The following is a 17102-nucleotide window of genomic DNA, read 5'->3' on the forward strand; positions in this document are numbered from 1 at the left end:
ATCCTTATTTTTTCTGCACGCGAATTAACTGGACTTCGCCGGCGACGGCGGGATCGATTGAAAATTCAATCGCGCCGTTTTTCGCTGTAAACTCACCGATGAGCTTTTCGTCGCGGTGGAGTTTTTCAACGATCCAGATGCCGCCGTCAGCCACCGGAAGTTTTACTGTTCCGGCAACCTGTCCGTATTTTTCCAGCAGCTCTTCTTCAAACTCTATGTTGTTACGGTACCAGCCGTAATAGTTGCGGAAAACGGCGAGATAGACTGTTCCGTCGTTTGCAGTGCGATGCTGCACCTGAAAGCCGGGCTGTGAGTCTGCCGTGACAAATACCGGACGTTCAACACCGGCCCAGTTCAGCCATTCGTTTACGATGGAGACATTCCAGCCGACCGGCGAATCCCACGATGTACTGGCGGTGATGCGCGCCGGCGGATCAATATATTTTACATTTGAAATTCCGCGCAGCGCTTTTTTCAGTACGCCGGTAGAGTTGACGGATTCCGCCGCAATATGTCCGGCATCGCCGACAACCACGGTTTTGATGCCGGCTTCGGCGGCGGCGGTAATTTTATCAATCAACGCCTGCGGCATGATTTCGCCTTCAGCAAAAATGAGCTTGAATTTTGAGAAATCGACCCAGTCGCAATATTCATCCGCAAAGTGCGCCGGCACTTGCGCCCATTCGAACAGCGCAGAATAAACCTGTTTTCCGGCGATGTCATCGAAGACACCGCGGCGCTCACCGTTAACCAATGCGTCCGTGCGGCAGCCGACCACGAGAACTTCCGGCGAATAAAATTCGCCGCGCAGATAATCATTCCAGCGCGGCTGCGTTTCTTTCAGAAACGGATAGTTGGTATGGAACAGCGCGTGAACCGGATTATAATAATCAGGATGCATCGATTCTGCCGTGGAACGCAGCAGCCACACGGAACCGTACCCGAGATAAGATGCGAAATAGTTGGAGGCATCGGTGATCGACCGGCTGGTGGGAACATGCCGGTGCAGCTCTTCTACAAACGGCACACCGTTTTGAATGGCCATGCTGCGCAGCATGCCTTCGCGGAAACCGGGAGAACCTTCATTTTTCATGATCGCATTGTACTGCTTCAGCAGCGGAATAGTTTTTTCAACGGCGTACGAATTGGATTTGCGGTCGAACAGGATGATTCGCCTGGAGTCAATGCTGCGGATCAGTTCAAGCACTTCGCGCGTGTTTTCATACGTTGTGTAGGAGCAGAATTCGATAAAGTCGCGCCAGCCCGCCGAGAGATCAGGTCCCTGATCTTCGGTTTTCATTCCCGGCACAACCAGCAGCGGTGTCAGTTTCGCCGGTGCGCGGCCCTGAGCGATCAGCCATTTATTAAATTCCTCCTGCGCGGTATGCGAATAATCTGTGACAAACGGCTCCGGCAACACCGCAGCGGAAAACGGCGTGTTGTAGAGGGTAAGACCGTAGAATTCCGGCATGGCGCGATAGCGGCACAGCAGCTGGCGCAGATAATTATGCCAGCCGTTTTTCACCGCCGGAGACAGCGGATGTACCAGTCCGGTTTTAATTTTAAAATCCCCGAACTGATTGCGGAACGGCGAGTCGTTCATCCAGCGCGGAACCCAGAGTCCGCCGCTGGTCGGTGTGTAGCTGAAAAAAATCTTTGCATTCTGCGCAGCAAGAATTTCCATTTCCTTGTCGAAAATCCCCCAGCGGAAAACTCCGGGCAGCGGTTCAATATTCGCCCAGCCGGCTTTGACTGCAAAAATACCCTGATCGCCCAGCTCCGACATCCGTCCGGCCCACTCGCTGAAATCGTCAAAGTTGAATGTCTGCGTATATGGATAAACTGCCGACACATGAGTTGCCTGCTGATATTCTGTCATCACATACGCGTGTCCGCTTAAAAAGTCATCGCGTCCCGGAATTGAATCCGGCACATCACCTTGCGGTGCGGTTTCCAGAATTCCGGCGGCGCCGAAATGGCAGATGGACTGATCCATCACTTTTCCGTCGACGCGGTATTCAGCTTCCGCAAAATAGTCGGAACCCTCCGTTAACGGAACCGGAATCAGTATTTCTCCGGCGGCGGCGGGAAAAGAGTTCGAAACGATTTCAGTGCCGGTATAATCCACCACGCTGATCTGAAAAAATCCGGCACTGTTCACATCTGTCCGGTTGCAAACCAGCTTCAAGTTTCCCGTTCCGGTTCCCGCCGGAAAAACCTCTCTTGCGCGTCCGGTGGTTAATGCAAATTCCGGCGCAACGGCCGCCGGCATTCCGGCGCTGCTTTCGCCGACATACACTGTAAAACGGCGCATGCCGTCGAACTCACCAGCGCTGTTCCAGACTTTTGAATCGACAACATATTTTCCAACCGGCAGCTCCGGCAGAACAATTTTCTGGTCAAAAAGAGTTTCCGGCGCGGTACGGTTGACGGTTGAATTTCCGGTGGCGGACCAGACGATGCCGCCGTTATAACCGGCGCGGATTTCAAGCTGCCAGCGGATATCGGTTTTATTCAGCGCCGTAAAATCGTCCGGAAAAAAAAACAGCGGTTCATTCTGCACAGAACGATACCGGTCGCTTAAATATGCATAGAATGAGGCATCGCGGGGGAACTGCGTTTTCCATTGCGGGAATTTCAGACGAAATGTGCCGGTGCCGTTCTGCATCGCGGTTTTGCGCGGGCTGTCATAAAGCCCGCCCCAGCGGTCGCCGGGTTTATTCGGTACAATTTCAATGCCGGCGAGCGTCAGCGGTTTCGGCCAGAGTTTTGCGAGCACTTCATCGCAGTTTTTTTTTGGCAGACGCTCACGCAGTTCGGCTTCCGTCGGCATATATAAACTCGTTGATTCCGCCATATTCCAGAGCGACCATTCGTTGCGGCGGGCCGGAGTATTATTAATCGCCGGACCGTCGATATGCGAATCCGTTACAGCAACGGTGTGAATTTTCCCGGCAGCATCTTTTACCAAAAAGCGGAGATATGCATCTCCGCTTTCGATGGCAAACCAGGCGGTGATTCTCACCGCTGCCGCCGGAATTTCAACCGGCTTCGGCGGTGTCAGCCGGACGGGTTCATGCTCCGGCGATTCATATTGAATTACTGCACTGCCGTTTTCTTTTCCGGCGATAGAACCGAACGCTTCAATTCTCCAGCCGTCGAACGGCGCCGGCGCCGGTTTTCCTTTCACTGCGAGCGCTATGCCGGTACTTGCGCTTTTGCCGGAACCGACAATTAAATTCAGCGCACTTCCATTTACTTCGAAATAAACACTCCGGCCGTTAATGTCCACCGCGTTCGATTTTCCAACATTCTTAATATTGGCGGCATTAATTTTTCCGGCGAGCAGTTTATACGTTCCATCTTTAACGCCGGAATGAATTCCGGCGACGTCTGTCGCACTGAAATTTTTGAATGTAAACGCTGCTGCCGTCAATGGTTTCGTTGAGAATGCCAGCTGTGCGCCAGCGGCAAACGACACCGGCGCACCAAGAACACCGTTGCCGCCGAACACTGCGCCGGATTCGACGCTGATCAAATTCGTGACCGAACTGAATTCACCGTCAATAATCAGTGTGCCGGCTTTTACAACGGTTGTGCCGGAATAGGTTCCTGTCCCGGAGAATGTCTGGGTTGAGCCGCCCTCCTTAACCAGGCTGAAGGTGGAGGCCCCGTCAGGAGCCATGCCGTCCCGGAGCGTACCGGAGAAATTAAAACTGCCGGACGCTCCGTTTATCAGCAGACTCCCGGCGTTTATAATATCCTGAGTAATACCCTTAGCATCTGATTTCGATTGAATCGATCCCGTTCCGGATATCCCGGCAACGGTTACTCCTCCGGTTGTGCCGGCGTTATTCGATTCCCAGACCGTCATACTTCCATTGTTCAGTGCCACAGTGTTTAACACCGTATTCCCACGAGAACGGAGCGAACCGGCTATCGTTGTGTGTCCGGCGACGGAAAAACTGTTCAATGCCGCCACCGATGTTCCGACATTTAAAAAGTGCTCCTGCACATCCAGATTCCCCAGAATATTTACGGTCAGCAGTGCATCTCCGTTAATGAATGCAAATATTTGACGTCCCGCTTTAATGAGATCACCGGTAACGGTCATCGTCTTCGCTGTACCCGTTGCCTGCAAGCGCCACATGTTTGTTAACACAACATTGATTCCGCCAATCGTCCAGTCGTCCACATTAATCCGCAAGTTTGCATGAGAGCTTCCTTCTGGAGAACGGATCACTGCATTGCTTCCGGGGATTGCAGCAGCGGCAAACCAGCCGGTTCCGTCATACATCTCCCAGTTGCCTGCTACGCTTAGGTGTGCATTTGCGGTAGTGTTGACCCACCGGTAATCGCCGGAATTCTGTGCAACCGCGCCTGATATGAACATACTTAAAACAGCGGTTATCTGAAAAAAACGATATCGCATAATAATCTCCCTATTAAATTATTAATAAAACGGGATACATCCGGCTTATCGCCGGATGTATTTTTCGTTTCTATTATAGATCTATTACAGAGATATTTTCTTGCGCAGAAACAGGGTAATGCTTCCTGTAAATATGAACAATCCAATCGTTGCGGCTTCAGGAATAACGACCAGACTCAATCCCGTGCCGGTCAACTCAAGATAAGCATCCTTCCCGTTGCCGATATCCGCGGCATTTGCTTCCCCCAGATTATTCACTGTTCCGGTGATTGCGCCGGTGAGCAGCATATAAGTACCCAGCGCCGTATCCTCATCCAGTCCGTAAATATCACCCATATCAAATCCGGCGAAATTCGCATCCGCCGTTAAGGTTGACGTGAGCGAAAGCAGCGCACCGTCTGCAAACTCAACCATTGCGCCGATCGCTCCGGTTCCGCCCAGCATCGCACCGGCAGAAACGGTGAAGGTATTGGTGACTGCGCTGAAATCGCCGTTAATCAGCAGTGCGCCGCCTTTTACTTCCGTTGTGCCGGAATAGGTTCCCGTACCGGAGAATGTCTGGGTTGAGCCGCCCTCCTTAACCAGACTGAAGGTGGAGGCCCCGTCAACATGCATGCCGTCCTGGAGCGTACCGGAAAAATCAAAACTGCCGGATGCTCCGTTGATGAGCAGACTCCCGTGGTTTACAGTTGCCTGATTAATACCGGTGGCATTTGATTTTGATTGAATCGACCCCGTTCCGGATACCCCGGCCGCAGTTACTCCGCCACTTGTGCCGTCGTTATTCGATTCCCAGACCGTCATACTTCCATCGTTCAGTTGCACGGTGTTAAGCACCGTATTTCCATGAGAACGGAACGAACCGGCAATCGTTGTGTGTCCGGCGACGGAAAACCCGTCCAAAGCACCCAGCGCTGTTCCGGGTTGTAAAAAGTGCTCCTGCAGATCCAGATTCCCCAGAATGTTTACCGTCAGACCACTGCTGTCCCCATTATAAAATATTAACGCAGCATTTCCTGCTTTAATGAGATCACCGGTAACGGTCATCGTCCTCGCACCACCATGTCCCTGAAAGCGCCACGAGCTTGCTAAATCAACATTGATTCCGCCAATCGTCCAGTCGTCCACATTAATCCGCAAGTTTGCATGAGAGCTTCCTTCAGGTGAACGGATCACCGCATTGCTTCCGGGGATTGCGGTAGCGGCAATCCAGCCGGTTCCGTCATACATCTCCCAGTTGGTTAGTACGCTTAGGGGTGCATTTGGGGTAGTGTTAATCAACCGGTAATCGCCGGCGTCCTGTGCATGCAGTCCAAGCGCTGTGAGTATCACAGCCATAATTACTGACTTCTCTCTCTTCATGTTCCCTTCTCCTTTGGTTGCGTTCCTTTCCGGCCGGCGGCGCCGGAATACTCTGTTAATTCTGTTCCGCCTGTAAACTATTCCACTTGAACTTCTGTCAGCCGTGCGGGCAGTTCACGTTCATCCCGCAGCCACCGGAATTCATTGTTTTCCATCGTCGCCAAAGATCGTACAGCGTCCAGCGCGCAGATAAATCAGTTTTTTATTTACACGCTTAACCTGTTTGCTTAACTTTCCGGCCATGCAACCAGTAAAAACAATCCGCCTTATCGAGATCGCCGCCGCTGCCGGTGTCACGTCCGCCACCGTGTCGCTGGCGCTGAATAATTCACCGAAAATTTCTGAAAAAACAAAAGAGCGTGTCCGGCGGCTGGCATGCGAGCTGGGTTACAAGCCCGACCTCGCCGCCCGCAGCCTCGCGCAGAAAAAAGCCAGCGGCAGAACATATCTTGAAACGCTGGCACTGCTTGATTTCGGACATTTTCCGGAAACACTCGTGCTCGAACAGTTAAAAGAGTATTGTGCAGGAACCGGTTACCGGCTCGAACAATTTAATCTCACAGATAATGAAGCTGAACAGAGAGCGCTCAGCCGGATGTTGACCATGCGCGGCATTCGCGGACTGCTCATTTGCGCGCACAGCGCGCCGGTCGGCAGCTGGAAGCTGGAATGGAAAAATTTTGCCGGCGTTGCCTTCAGCAGTTCGCTGCACGAAAAATTCATTCACAATATCATGTGCTGCTCCTATCAGGACGTCTACGGCTCCATGATCCGGATTCACGATCTCGGCTATGACCATCCCGGCTATTTTTATTTCCGAAAAGTATTCGACCACTGGGAAGCCGGACTCGATATTGCCCGCCGCACATGGGGACGCAACACCGCAACGCCGAAATTCTCCTGTAAATCTGAAACTGAATTTGAATATAAAACATTCCGGAAAACATTCCGACAGTGGATTGAGAAAGAAAAGCTGGACATCGTCATCTCACACAGCCGGCGGCTGCTTCCGCTGTTCGCAGCGTGCGGGCTCCGTGTGCCGGAGGATATCGGCTATTTCTGTGTCGATATCGATCACGCTGATACCGGCATTTCCGGACTGCTTCAGCAGCGCGAGACTGTAAGTCGAGTAATGCTCGACCTGCTCCACGGCATACTCACCCGCAACGAACTCGGCCCGCCGGCGCTCCCCTTCTGCATCAACATTCCGGCGGAATGGAATGCCGGAAAAACAATCATTCAGAAATCACCGGGATGATGCGGTTTTTTGTAAAATGATGCCGGCAGCGAAATATAAATACGAAAAAACCTTCGTCAGCACATGTTGTTATTTTACGCATCAGGCTGATGCTGTCCTGCTGATAAAATTCGCCGCTGGAATGTCTGCGGGCATCACCGGGATTTTCTCCGCAAACTGGTTTTTAAGTTAACCGATTTTCTCCTGTCGCAGTAAATATGCCTGCGCCGAAAAATCACCGGCACATTGCGCCAAAAATTTTCCGGCAGCAATTTCTGCCGTCGCCGGAATATGAGAAAACTGCTTTTCAATGCTCCAGTTACCGGAAATCTCAAATTCAATTTTTTCTGGAGATTGTGCAAAGGAATGAATCACGATCAAGGCCGATTTCCCGTCAGCGCCGGTGCGTACATTCGCCTGCCAGCCTTGCGGATAATTATAGCTGTGCGGACGCTTGCCGAAAAATTCAGTGCGTCCGGTTTTAATCACCGGTACGGCAGCAACATAAAAATCGAGTGCTTCTTTCAACCGCTTCATTTGAACATCTGACAGCTCGTGAATGTCGCCGGACAGACAAAGCCGTCCGAGAAATCCGGCGGCCAGCGAATAGACAAGCCGTTGATCAGAATCGGATTTTCTCAGCACAGCCCATATTTGACTTTGCCGCGGAGGAATCAGCAGCTGCAGCTTTGCGGCGATGATTGGAATATCCTGCCCTTCATGGGCATCTGAAAAGGACCCCATCGATGCCAGCTGCATCATCGACGGCTCAAGACGGTGTCCGCCGGCTGAACAGTTTTCAATCACTAAATCAGGAATTTCTGCGCGCAGACTGCGGAAAAATTTCTGTACGCCAAGGACATGCTGACGCAATCCTTCGCCGAGCGAATCGGGATCGTCGCAGCCGAGGCTGAGTGTATCGTTATAATCCACTTTCAAATAACGCAGACCGCTGTCGCGAATCTGACGCGTTACGCGTTCGAACAGATAATTATGAACCCACGGATCGCGAAAATCCCAATACCGGCGCGTGCCGGATTGAAAAACAATCCCATCACGCTGAACCTGGTGTTCAGTTTCGTTCCACGCCTTTGCTCCTTCGTTGCAAACTTCAAATTCGAACCATGCACCGGTAAGAAAACCACGTTTTTTCAATGCATCGACCACCGGCTTCAATCCGCCGGGGAATGCGTTTTCATTTACAATCCAGTCGCCGTTTGCCTGACTGCGCATGCCTTCCGGACGCACCGCCCAGCCATCATCAATCACGCAGTATTTTACCGGCAGACCTGTTAACCGGTCGGCAATCGCAATCATGCTGTCGTGCGTTGGATTGCCCCACGACGTACACCAGTCGTTAAAAATAACCGGCAGCGCTGCTTCGCTCTCAATTTCCGGCACACGCGTTTCTTCAACGTTAATAAACCGCTGACACAAATCAAAAAAGGTTCCTTGCAGACAGGAAAGCATAGCGACCGGCGTTGTAATTGTTTCGCCGGCGGAAAGTGTTTTTTTCCAGTGCCCGAAATCGCGGTCGGCAAGTCCGCCGGTTAATGTAATCGTATCGCCGCGCCGGATAACCTCTATCTGCCACGATCCCGCCCACGCGAGTTTTACACCCCATACCACGCCGTTTTCTGTATCTTCAATTCCGGCGAGCGGGAAAAATTTACGTACCGGCAGAGTTCCAACCTGTCCAAATTTTTCAACACGCATTCCGTGCGAAGACCATGAGCGTTCCAAATGAATATCTTCCAGCAGACACGCTTCATGGCGGCCTTCTGCACTCCACCACGAACGGAACCGATGCAGTTTTAACCGTTCCGGTGCGTCGTCTTCCCTGTACGGCGTAAGTCCGCTCAGCGCGAACGATGAAAGCAGCTCAAGTGTTAACGGCTCACTCGACTCATTGATCACTTCGCTGAAAATTTCAATCGCCGGATTTCCTTCCCGGTACAGCAGATGGCTGACGCACCGTAAACCGCGCGGATGCAGAAACACGGTTTGAATATCTTTTACACCGGAGTTTTCAACAATGTTCTGCGTTTCAAATTCCAGTGCTTCGGTACTGAAGCTGTCGAACATGGATACTCCGCCGGCAAAACCGTCGCGGAATTTTTCATCGAGCAGTTTAATCTGCAGCAGATTATCACGCGGAAACTGCGCCGGGATTTTAATGTTCCGCATTTTATTAAAACCCTCCACTGCCACACCGCTTAAAAACTCGCGATGCTGTTTTACCGCGCCGGACGTTCCCGCCGGAATCAATTCAAACCGCATTCCGTTCATGTTTTCTGTGCGGATGAAACGCGCAACCATATCACCGAGTTTATGTTCCGTGATCTGTTCCTTACTCATCTGTTTCTCCCAAAATGATTAAAACCGGCGCACTGAATTATCGGATTGCATTTCAAAGTAAACCGCAATTAGGTTTAAGCGCTTAACTTTTTTGGTATGTTCATGTTACAAAACCATCTTAATTTATTCTGCTGTTTTACTGGACGATTTTAAATCCCGGCGGTGTAACACAGAGAAAAGCGGCATTAGCAAAAGAAAATAATTATATGGTGCGAACAGTATCTTGCACTTCTGACCAGCGCGCGCCGTATTTGTGCAGGCGGATCACCGGATCGTCTTTTTTATTTTTCTGACGCAGCGCATCTGTTGCCCAGGCGTAAACGCGGTTTGTGTTCGCACGATATTCTTTCAGACGCGCTTCCATTTTCTCACGCACGTTCTGATAATCCGGATCACTGAACAGATTGTTCAGTTCGCCGGGATCGTTTTTGCAATCATACAATTCGCCGTCCTCCGGCATTGTATCGTAATGCACAAAGCGGAACTGATCGTCGCGAACGGCGTAAACGGCATCCTGCGGCGCAATAAAATCCCATTCACACACGGTAAACTCGTGTCCGTTTCTTCTGCCTTCGGCTTCCGGCAGAACAGAACGTCCGTCGATTCCTTTTTCGTTTTCAATTCCGGCGAGCGCGGTGAGCGTCGGATAAAAATCGGTATTTTCAATAATCGCATCAATCGTTTTCCCTTTAGGAATGCCGGGGCCGGCAAGAATAAATGGAATGCGATGAATGGATTCATAGATGCCGAAATTTTTCAGTGTCATGCCGTGTTCACCGGCAAAATCGCCGTGGTCGGCAGTATAGACAATCACTGTATTTTCAAGTTCGCGCTGTTCTTCAATTTTCTTGAGCACTGCACCGATCGCTTCATCCAGCATTGTGATCAAAGTAAAATGCGCCGCCATTTGAACACGAAGATCAGTACTGTCTGTTGAGCGGTACGGATAACCGGAACCGTCTCTCACGGCAGTATAATCACGCATGAATTGCGGTTTTCCGGCAAAGCCGCGCTCCAGATAATCCACTGCATTCTCCGGCAGCGTCAGCATTTCCGGATTATAATCATGTGCGCGGCTTTCCGGCGGTGAGAACGGATTGTGCGGACGCTGGAAACTGACTTTCAGGAAAAACGGCTTTTCACGATTTCGTTGTTCAAGAAATTCAACGCCTTTGCGTCCCGTCCATGCTTCAAGCGAAAATTCTTCCGGCAGTTCGCTGACGAATGCCTTATCGCCCCGGTCCGGGTGTCCCGGGACTATTCCGCCGTGATCGTAAAGATCGGCGATACCCGCTTCAATCAGGTCGTTAAAATAATGGCATGTCTGCGGTTTATATGAATCAGCATCAGTCAGATCGGAAAAACGGAAAAATTCAAACCCGTCGCGAATCCAGTGCGCCGGCAGATGCGCTTTCCCGACCAGTCCCGTTTCATAACCGTTTTCCCGGAACAGGCGGGCAACGTTCGGAGAAATACTGTGAACATCGCGTACCACATTGCCAGAAATACCGTGCGTCTTCACATACTGTCCGCTCATCAATGTACAGCGTGCCGGCGCACAAACCGGATTATTGGTGTACGCGCGATTGAACAGCACACCGTTTTTTGCAATCCTATCGAGATTCGGCGTTCTCACATCCGGATGTCCTGCAACGCCCATGCAATTCGCATTATGCTGATCGCTCATCAGCCACAGAATATTCACTTTTTTCTTACTCATAATTCTCCTGATATATTAGAAATCAAAATATTGGAGTGATTAATTATATATTTTATTAATGCTCTCAATAACATATAAAGTTAATCGCTTGAACTATAGGAAAAATGTAAAAAATGTTTGCGGTATAAATTCCGTCGTACTCACTGGCCGGGAACAGGTAATCCAGCCGGTGCGATACGGATTATCTGTAATCCATTCCGGCGCGATGAATTCTGAGCGACAGACGATTTGTCTGAAAACCGCTTTCAACATCACAGGCCTTTTCACTATGAAAATACATTTCCACCGGTTCTTTGCTGATCGTAATAGTGTCAACAAGGGCATCACCTTTTATAAATTTCTCCCGCAGGTCATGCGGAACACTCTGTCCCGGTGGCATCAGTTAAATATCAAACAGCGATCCCGGTATTTTAACCGGATACTTTTTGAAAAACCATGGCCGATTCTTCTTCCGGCCATTCACCGGTTTCTCATAAATGCTTATAAACCTGCAGGAATTGCAAGCGTCCGGAGCTATTGTTCAGTTCCGGTGCAATATGATGCTTCTCCATATAATCGTTGAAATATAAGAAATCATCGGCGCAGCATGACCAAGGGCACGCTGCCGGCGCGATACATAAAATAAAAATTCTGAACACGCATTTCCCATGTAATTTTTTTTATTTACTCATATTCCCATTTTTTCAACCACGGATCGGAGGTTGCAGACTGGAATATTTTTGTCTTCACTGAAAATTCGTCGACGAGCGTTTGGTATTCGGGCAGTCCGGCGAGATTTTTAATTTCATTCGGATCGTTTTCGAGATCGTACAGTTCAAAGCGCGGACGGTTCAGATAGTCATTCGCCTGCCGCAAACCGATCATTGCGGTGCGTCCTTCTTTCACTGGACGCCACGCAGCAGAACTCCACAGATCGCTACTGAACGGATAAGAAAGTCCGGCGGCAAGATTCCAGATGAATTTATATTTTTTCGTACGGATTACGCGCATTGGATAATAGGTTGTGACCTCGTGAAATGTGTGCGATGCATAAATTTCGTCGCGCCAGTCTGCAGGGCTTGCCGTATTCAGAATTGAACGGAATGATTTGCCGTGAAATGTGGCGGGATCATAATGAGTTCCGGCGAAATCAAGAATGGTCGGTACGAGGTCAACCCACGTAATCATGGCATCGCTGACAACACCGGATTTTGATTCAGGTGTTTTGACGATGCACGGCAGTTTTATGCCGGCGTCGTAAAGCGTTGTTTTGGAACCGGGGAATGCGGCGCCGTTATCGGAAATGTAAATGATGACGGTGTTATCATATTTGCCGGCGTCTTTGAGGATACTGAACAGATGCGCGATGCCGCGGTCGAGCCGTGCAATGGCCTGATAATATAAGGCAAGCTCGGCGCGCGTTTCAGGATCGTCGTTTAAAAACGGCGGAACAATGACATCGTCCGGCGAATAAACCTGCTCGATATCTCCGGGATATGCTTTCGCCGGATTTCCAAACGCATTGGGTTTTAACGGATTGGGCTCAACCACGCCGCGCCGGTGCGGATTCGCCGACGCCCAGTAAAGAAAAAACGGGCCGTCTTCGTTGATGAATTTGCGGCAGACTTCCGACATTAAAATATCGTCACGCCCATAGAGCATTTCATCTTCAGGATCAAGGCCGCCGGTGAATGGAAAAATATTCCACGGGGCATAATGCCGTTTGCCGATGCGACCGGTACGATAACCCGTTTCGTTCAGCATCGCGGGCAATGTCCGGACGTTATCGAACGCAGAAAAATGATGGAAACTATGTGTTAAGCCATAAGTTCCGTTCGCATGATTATGCAAACCGGTGAGAATAGCAGAACGGCTCGGTGAACTTGAGGCCGCAGTGCAAAAGGCATTTATGAAACGTGTTCCTGCCGCAGCTAACGCGTCAATTGCCGGCGTGGAAACAACGGGATTACCGTAACAGCCGAGCGCCTCCTGTCCGTGGTCGTCCGAAACCAGAATGATGATATTCGGGCGTTCATCTGCCGGAACACTTGAATTTAAGAAAGCAGCACCAGCGACAGTAAAAACTAGATTTTTCGTCATATGCATCTCCATTAATTTACTGATCCGTCGTCCTGATCATTTTCGCGACCGGCCTGTTTCAGCATACGGAACATGACGGCAAGGTCCCGGGTTCCGCCGGTTATATACCAGATTACAGTCAATGAAGACAGAACGGTCAGCGTGATCGTCACAATATACCAGAATTTTCCCCAGACATCATCCGAGATGGTCATCGACATATTGAGGATTGTTCCGGCAATGATCATGATAATCCACAGCAACGTATAGCCGGCAACGCCGGACGCAATCAGTTTATCAACAAAGCTGTACTCTTTACTTACGCCGAGAATACGCCAAATCAGCGCCGGACGGGCGTGCATTACAACCTGATCGCCGGCAACGGCGTATTCGCCGCGATGCAGCAGTTTATCCATATTAAACGGCTCTTTATATGTAATCAGCGAAACAATAATGTAGAGCACAACGCAAATCGCGGATGTTATAAACGATGCCTGCATTCCATTCAGCGGAAAGTTCGGCGCAAGCGAAGCCAGGCCCGGAATATCATTCCACCAGGTGCGAAGAACAACACTGATAACCGCCAGTATGCTGCTGACGATCATCACCGTCCACGCACCGGCGGCGGTGCCGCGTTTCCAGTAAAGACCGCCGATAATTACTGAACCGGCGCCGCCCATGAAGATGGCTCCGGAGATCTGCCAATACATCAAAATGAATTCCTTTAACGGAAATAATAAACTGAATACAAATGCAAACACAGCCGTTCCGAACACAGCCCGGCGCAACCATTTCAGATGCTGCGCGGGTGTTAATTTTTCTTTTTTAAACGGGAGCAGAACGTCCTGAATAAAAATACTGCCCCAGGAATGCAGATAGGTGTCATCCGTCGAAACCGCGGCCGCGATGATCAGCGCTACGAATAAACCGATCATTCCAACCGGAAAAAAATACGCCAATACCAGCGGTGTCTGCATTTGAACCTGAGTCTGCGGATCGCCGATCGCATTTAATGAATTCGTAATCGTTGCCGCATCTCCGGAATATGCAACGTGATGAAAAACAACGAACGCAACTACCGGTGCCAGCACCAGCGTGAAGTCGGTGACAATACTGCGCCACACGCTGAGAATTCCCGCCATCTTGGCTTCGTGCGGATTGCGTGCCGATGAATAATAACCCTGTGAACCCTGCCATGCCATAAAAGTATAAAACCGCAGAATGGCCAGCATGATGAAAAATTGAAACGAAAAATCTTTGATGTCAGACTGGCTGAACGGATTGAGCATGGATTCATTTTTCGGCACTGCTTTCAACGCGTCTATGACCGTCGTCCACTCAAAATTCACCAGCAGGAAGATGGTGATGATAATCAAAACCACCAGTGCGAACTGACCCTGAATAAAGTCAGTCACCAGCAATGCAATCTGCCCGCCGGTAAGCGTGAGATACAGCGCAATGCCGATCATGATAAACATCACCACCGGAAACATCGGAATACTCAGCCCGAACAGGATAAGTTTTTCCGGCAGGCCGCACAGATGAATCAGCAGGCGCGCCGTTACGCCGGGGAAAATTCCGTAATTTATGATGCCGGAAAACCAGCAGATCATGCCGGAAAATACGCGGAACTTACGGCCGTAACGCATTTCAAAAAACTGCGCCATTGTCAGCGCACGCGTTTCACGGAAACGATACGCAATAAAACCGGTAACAGCGATAATAATTGCAATCAGCAGCATGATCTGCTGCCACCAGTACGCCGGAAAACCCGCCTGAAAATATTTTTCATAGTTTGCGACAAACATCGCGGCGCTCATGCCGGACATGCCCTGCGCAACCGTCAGCAGATAACGGCCGGCGCAGCGGTTCGCGGAAAGATAATCGGCGACACCCTGAACATAACGCTGCGTATAAATCCCGGTTAAAATCACGATGCCCATCACCGCAATAACAATCGACCAGTCCAGCCACTGCATATTCATACAACAACCCTCTACGCTCTTCCGACTCGAAAGAATTAAATTCGTGATTAATAGATTATTCGCTTTTTTGCGCCGGCATGACCGCATGTACAGTATTCAGCCATCGAAACAGTGTTGTTTTTAACAGTGCTGTTTTTTCCGGATACATCGCCGCCAGATTTTTTTGTTCGCCGGAATCGTTCGACAAATTGTAAAGTTCTGTCGTTCCATCTTCATAAGAATAAATCAGCTTAAAATCTCCGGAGCGCACCGTGCCGCCCATCGGACCGCACCAGCCGCGATAATGCGGAAAATGCCAGCACAGCGGTTCGCTGCGCACAAACCTGCTTTCGCCTTTCCACAGCGGAAGCATGCTGATGCCCTCAACGCCCGCCGGAATTTTCTGCGTCGAACGCGCTGCGTCCAGCAGCGTCGGAAAAAAGTCGTACGAAATTACCGGTTCGCGACAAACGGCACCGGCGGCAATCACGCCCGGCCAGCGCACCGCCTGCGGCACGCGGATTCCGCCTTCCCATAAATCGGCTTTTTTGCCGCGCAACGGACTGTTACCTTCCATTCCGCCGTTGTCGGAAGTGAAAATAACAATCGTATTTTCTGCTAGATTTTTTTCATCCAGCGCTGCCATTAAGCGTCCGATGTTTTCATCAATGCTGAAAATCATTGCCGCATAATTCGCCAGCTCACCATATTCCGGATCGACCAGTTCCGGCTTCGGCTGATGCGGACGGTGCACTGAATAAAAACTCAGGTAGGTTAAAAACGGACGGTTACGGTTCTGTTCAATAAACTGAAGTGCTTCCGTTGTTAAACGATCCGTCAAATATTCACCGGCGGCACCGTCCGGAATCGTCGCGTTTTTATACGGCGAAAAATATGACGGCGGCTGGCCGTACGCACAACCGCCGATATTCACATCGAACCCCTGATGCTCCGGTTGAAATTCCGGCAGCATCACGCCAAAATTTTCCGGATGCACATTCACATCTGCGCCGGAAAGATGCCACTTACCGAAAAATCCGGTTGCATAGCCGTCCGCCTGCAAACATTCGGCGAACGTGATTTCTTCGAGCGGTAAAACATATCTGAATTCCGGTGCAATCAGTTTTGCATCTGCCGGCACACGTGTGGCATCGAACGCAATATCGCCTGGGATATGAGTGGTCAGCCGCAGTGCCGCCGGCGATTTGCCGGTCATCAGGCTTGCGCGCGTCGGCGAGCAGACCGGACACGCGGCGTACGCATCCGTAAAAACCATTCCCTGTGCCGCAAGCTTTTTCAGATTCGGCGTCGGATACGGGCTGCGTACATCCGGCTGGATATCCACATCGCGCCAGCCGAGATCATCCACCAGAATAAAAACAATATTCGGCTTCGCCGCCGGCGGCACTCCGGCTGCACCGGAATTGAATGCCGACAGCACCATGCCGGCAATCGCTATGTCAAAAATTCTTTTGTTCATTTGATATTCATCCCTTTCATTTTCATTGTATTCTTCCTTGTGATAAAATTGCACTCCAGTCGTGTTAAGTAGGCTGTGATATTAGTTTTTAAAAGATCAACGGTTAAATCATTTTTTAGTTAAGCGCATTAATTATCGAATTTCGAATATAACTCAGTATACCGCCCGAACGGAAAAAGCGGTAACGATGGCGAATATTGCACAAATGGCGGGAATCAGTCCGGCCTCAGTTTCATTTGCGTTAAGCAATCATCTGTGCATCGCCAAAGAAACCAAAAAATGAATTCAGCAGATTTGTAAAAAAGCCGGAGACATTTGCGGTATCGTCATTCATGCGCATCATAGGTAGATTGTAGAAGCTAGATGTTTAGTCCCACAGTGTGCTGGAGTGATGTATAACCAGCTCCGGAGGGATGAATTACGGGACAGATAGTACACGGATGCGCCCGTACGACTGAGGCGGTGTGTCGAACGATACAACATCGTCAAGA

At 50.3% G+C, this 17102-nt stretch carries 8 protein-coding genes; 1 reads left to right on the forward strand and 7 read right to left on the reverse strand.

Annotated elements, in window-relative coordinates:
* Window positions 1–4: 4 nt before the first annotated feature.
* Both WC959_08870 and WC959_08875 read right to left on the reverse strand, forming a co-directional pair.
* The gene (locus WC959_08870; GenBank protein MFA5689242.1) at window positions 5–4393 is read right to left on the reverse strand and encodes a beta-galactosidase; all 4389 of its coding nucleotides are present in this window, start codon (window positions 4391–4393) and stop codon (window positions 5–7) included.
* 123 nt (window positions 4394–4516) lie between these two features.
* Window positions 4517–5794 carry a hypothetical protein gene (locus tag WC959_08875; protein MFA5689243.1) on the reverse strand — a complete coding sequence of 426 codons (1278 nt, stop codon included), beginning with the start codon at window positions 5792–5794 and terminating at the stop codon, window positions 4517–4519.
* Between the two features lie 241 nt (window positions 5795–6035).
* Between WC959_08875 and WC959_08880 the strand changes: the two genes are divergently transcribed.
* On the forward strand, window positions 6036–7052 hold the full coding sequence (locus WC959_08880) for a LacI family DNA-binding transcriptional regulator (GenBank protein MFA5689244.1): 1017 nt from the start codon (window positions 6036–6038) through the stop codon (window positions 7050–7052).
* A gap of 168 nt (window positions 7053–7220) precedes the next feature.
* Here the strand turns inward: WC959_08880 and WC959_08885 are convergent, their stop codons facing one another.
* The 5 genes from WC959_08885 to WC959_08905 form a co-directional block, all read right to left on the reverse strand.
* Window positions 7221–9389: a glycoside hydrolase family 36 protein gene (locus WC959_08885; protein MFA5689245.1), complete on the reverse strand. Its 2169-nt coding sequence runs from the start codon at window positions 9387–9389 to the stop codon at window positions 7221–7223.
* 202 nt (window positions 9390–9591) lie between these two features.
* Window positions 9592–11109, reverse strand: a complete 1518-nt coding sequence (locus WC959_08890) for a sulfatase-like hydrolase/transferase (GenBank protein MFA5689246.1) — start codon at window positions 11107–11109, stop codon at window positions 9592–9594.
* Window positions 11110–11772: 663 nt separating this feature from the next.
* Window positions 11773–13188, reverse strand: coding sequence for a sulfatase (locus WC959_08895; GenBank protein MFA5689247.1), 1416 nt, complete (start codon window positions 13186–13188; stop codon window positions 11773–11775).
* Window positions 13189–13199: 11 nt separating this feature from the next.
* Window positions 13200–15152 (reverse strand): hypothetical protein, encoded by a 1953-nt coding sequence (locus tag WC959_08900; protein ID MFA5689248.1) that lies wholly within the window; start codon window positions 15150–15152, stop codon window positions 13200–13202.
* Between the two features lie 55 nt (window positions 15153–15207).
* The gene (locus WC959_08905; protein MFA5689249.1) at window positions 15208–16611 is read right to left on the reverse strand and encodes a sulfatase; all 1404 of its coding nucleotides are present in this window, start codon (window positions 16609–16611) and stop codon (window positions 15208–15210) included.
* Window positions 16612–17102: the final 491 nt, after the last annotated feature.

Source organism: Kiritimatiellales bacterium, assembly GCA_041656295.1.
In the GTDB taxonomy this organism is placed as follows: domain Bacteria; phylum Verrucomicrobiota; class Kiritimatiellia; order Kiritimatiellales; family Tichowtungiaceae; genus Tichowtungia.

Bases quoted from the DNA above. Each gene is read 5' to 3' on its own strand.
- WC959_08900 (MFA5689248.1), bottom strand. From the start codon at position 15,152: ATGAATATGCAGTGGCTGGACTGGTCGATTGTTATTGCGGTGATGGGC.
- WC959_08880 (MFA5689244.1), top strand. From the start codon at position 6,036: ATGCAACCAGTAAAAACAATCCGCCTTATCGAGATCGCCGCCGCTGCC.
- WC959_08870 (MFA5689242.1), bottom strand. From the start codon at position 4,393: ATGTTCATATCAGGCGCGGTTGCACAGAATTCCGGCGATTACCGGTGG.
- WC959_08875 (MFA5689243.1), bottom strand. From the start codon at position 5,794: ATGAAGAGAGAGAAGTCAGTAATTATGGCTGTGATACTCACAGCGCTT.
- WC959_08890 (MFA5689246.1), bottom strand. From the start codon at position 11,109: ATGAGTAAGAAAAAAGTGAATATTCTGTGGCTGATGAGCGATCAGCAT.
- WC959_08885 (MFA5689245.1), bottom strand. From the start codon at position 9,389: ATGAGTAAGGAACAGATCACGGAACATAAACTCGGTGATATGGTTGCG.
- WC959_08905 (MFA5689249.1), bottom strand. From the start codon at position 16,611: ATGAACAAAAGAATTTTTGACATAGCGATTGCCGGCATGGTGCTGTCG.
- WC959_08895 (MFA5689247.1), bottom strand. From the start codon at position 13,188: ATGACGAAAAATCTAGTTTTTACTGTCGCTGGTGCTGCTTTCTTAAAT.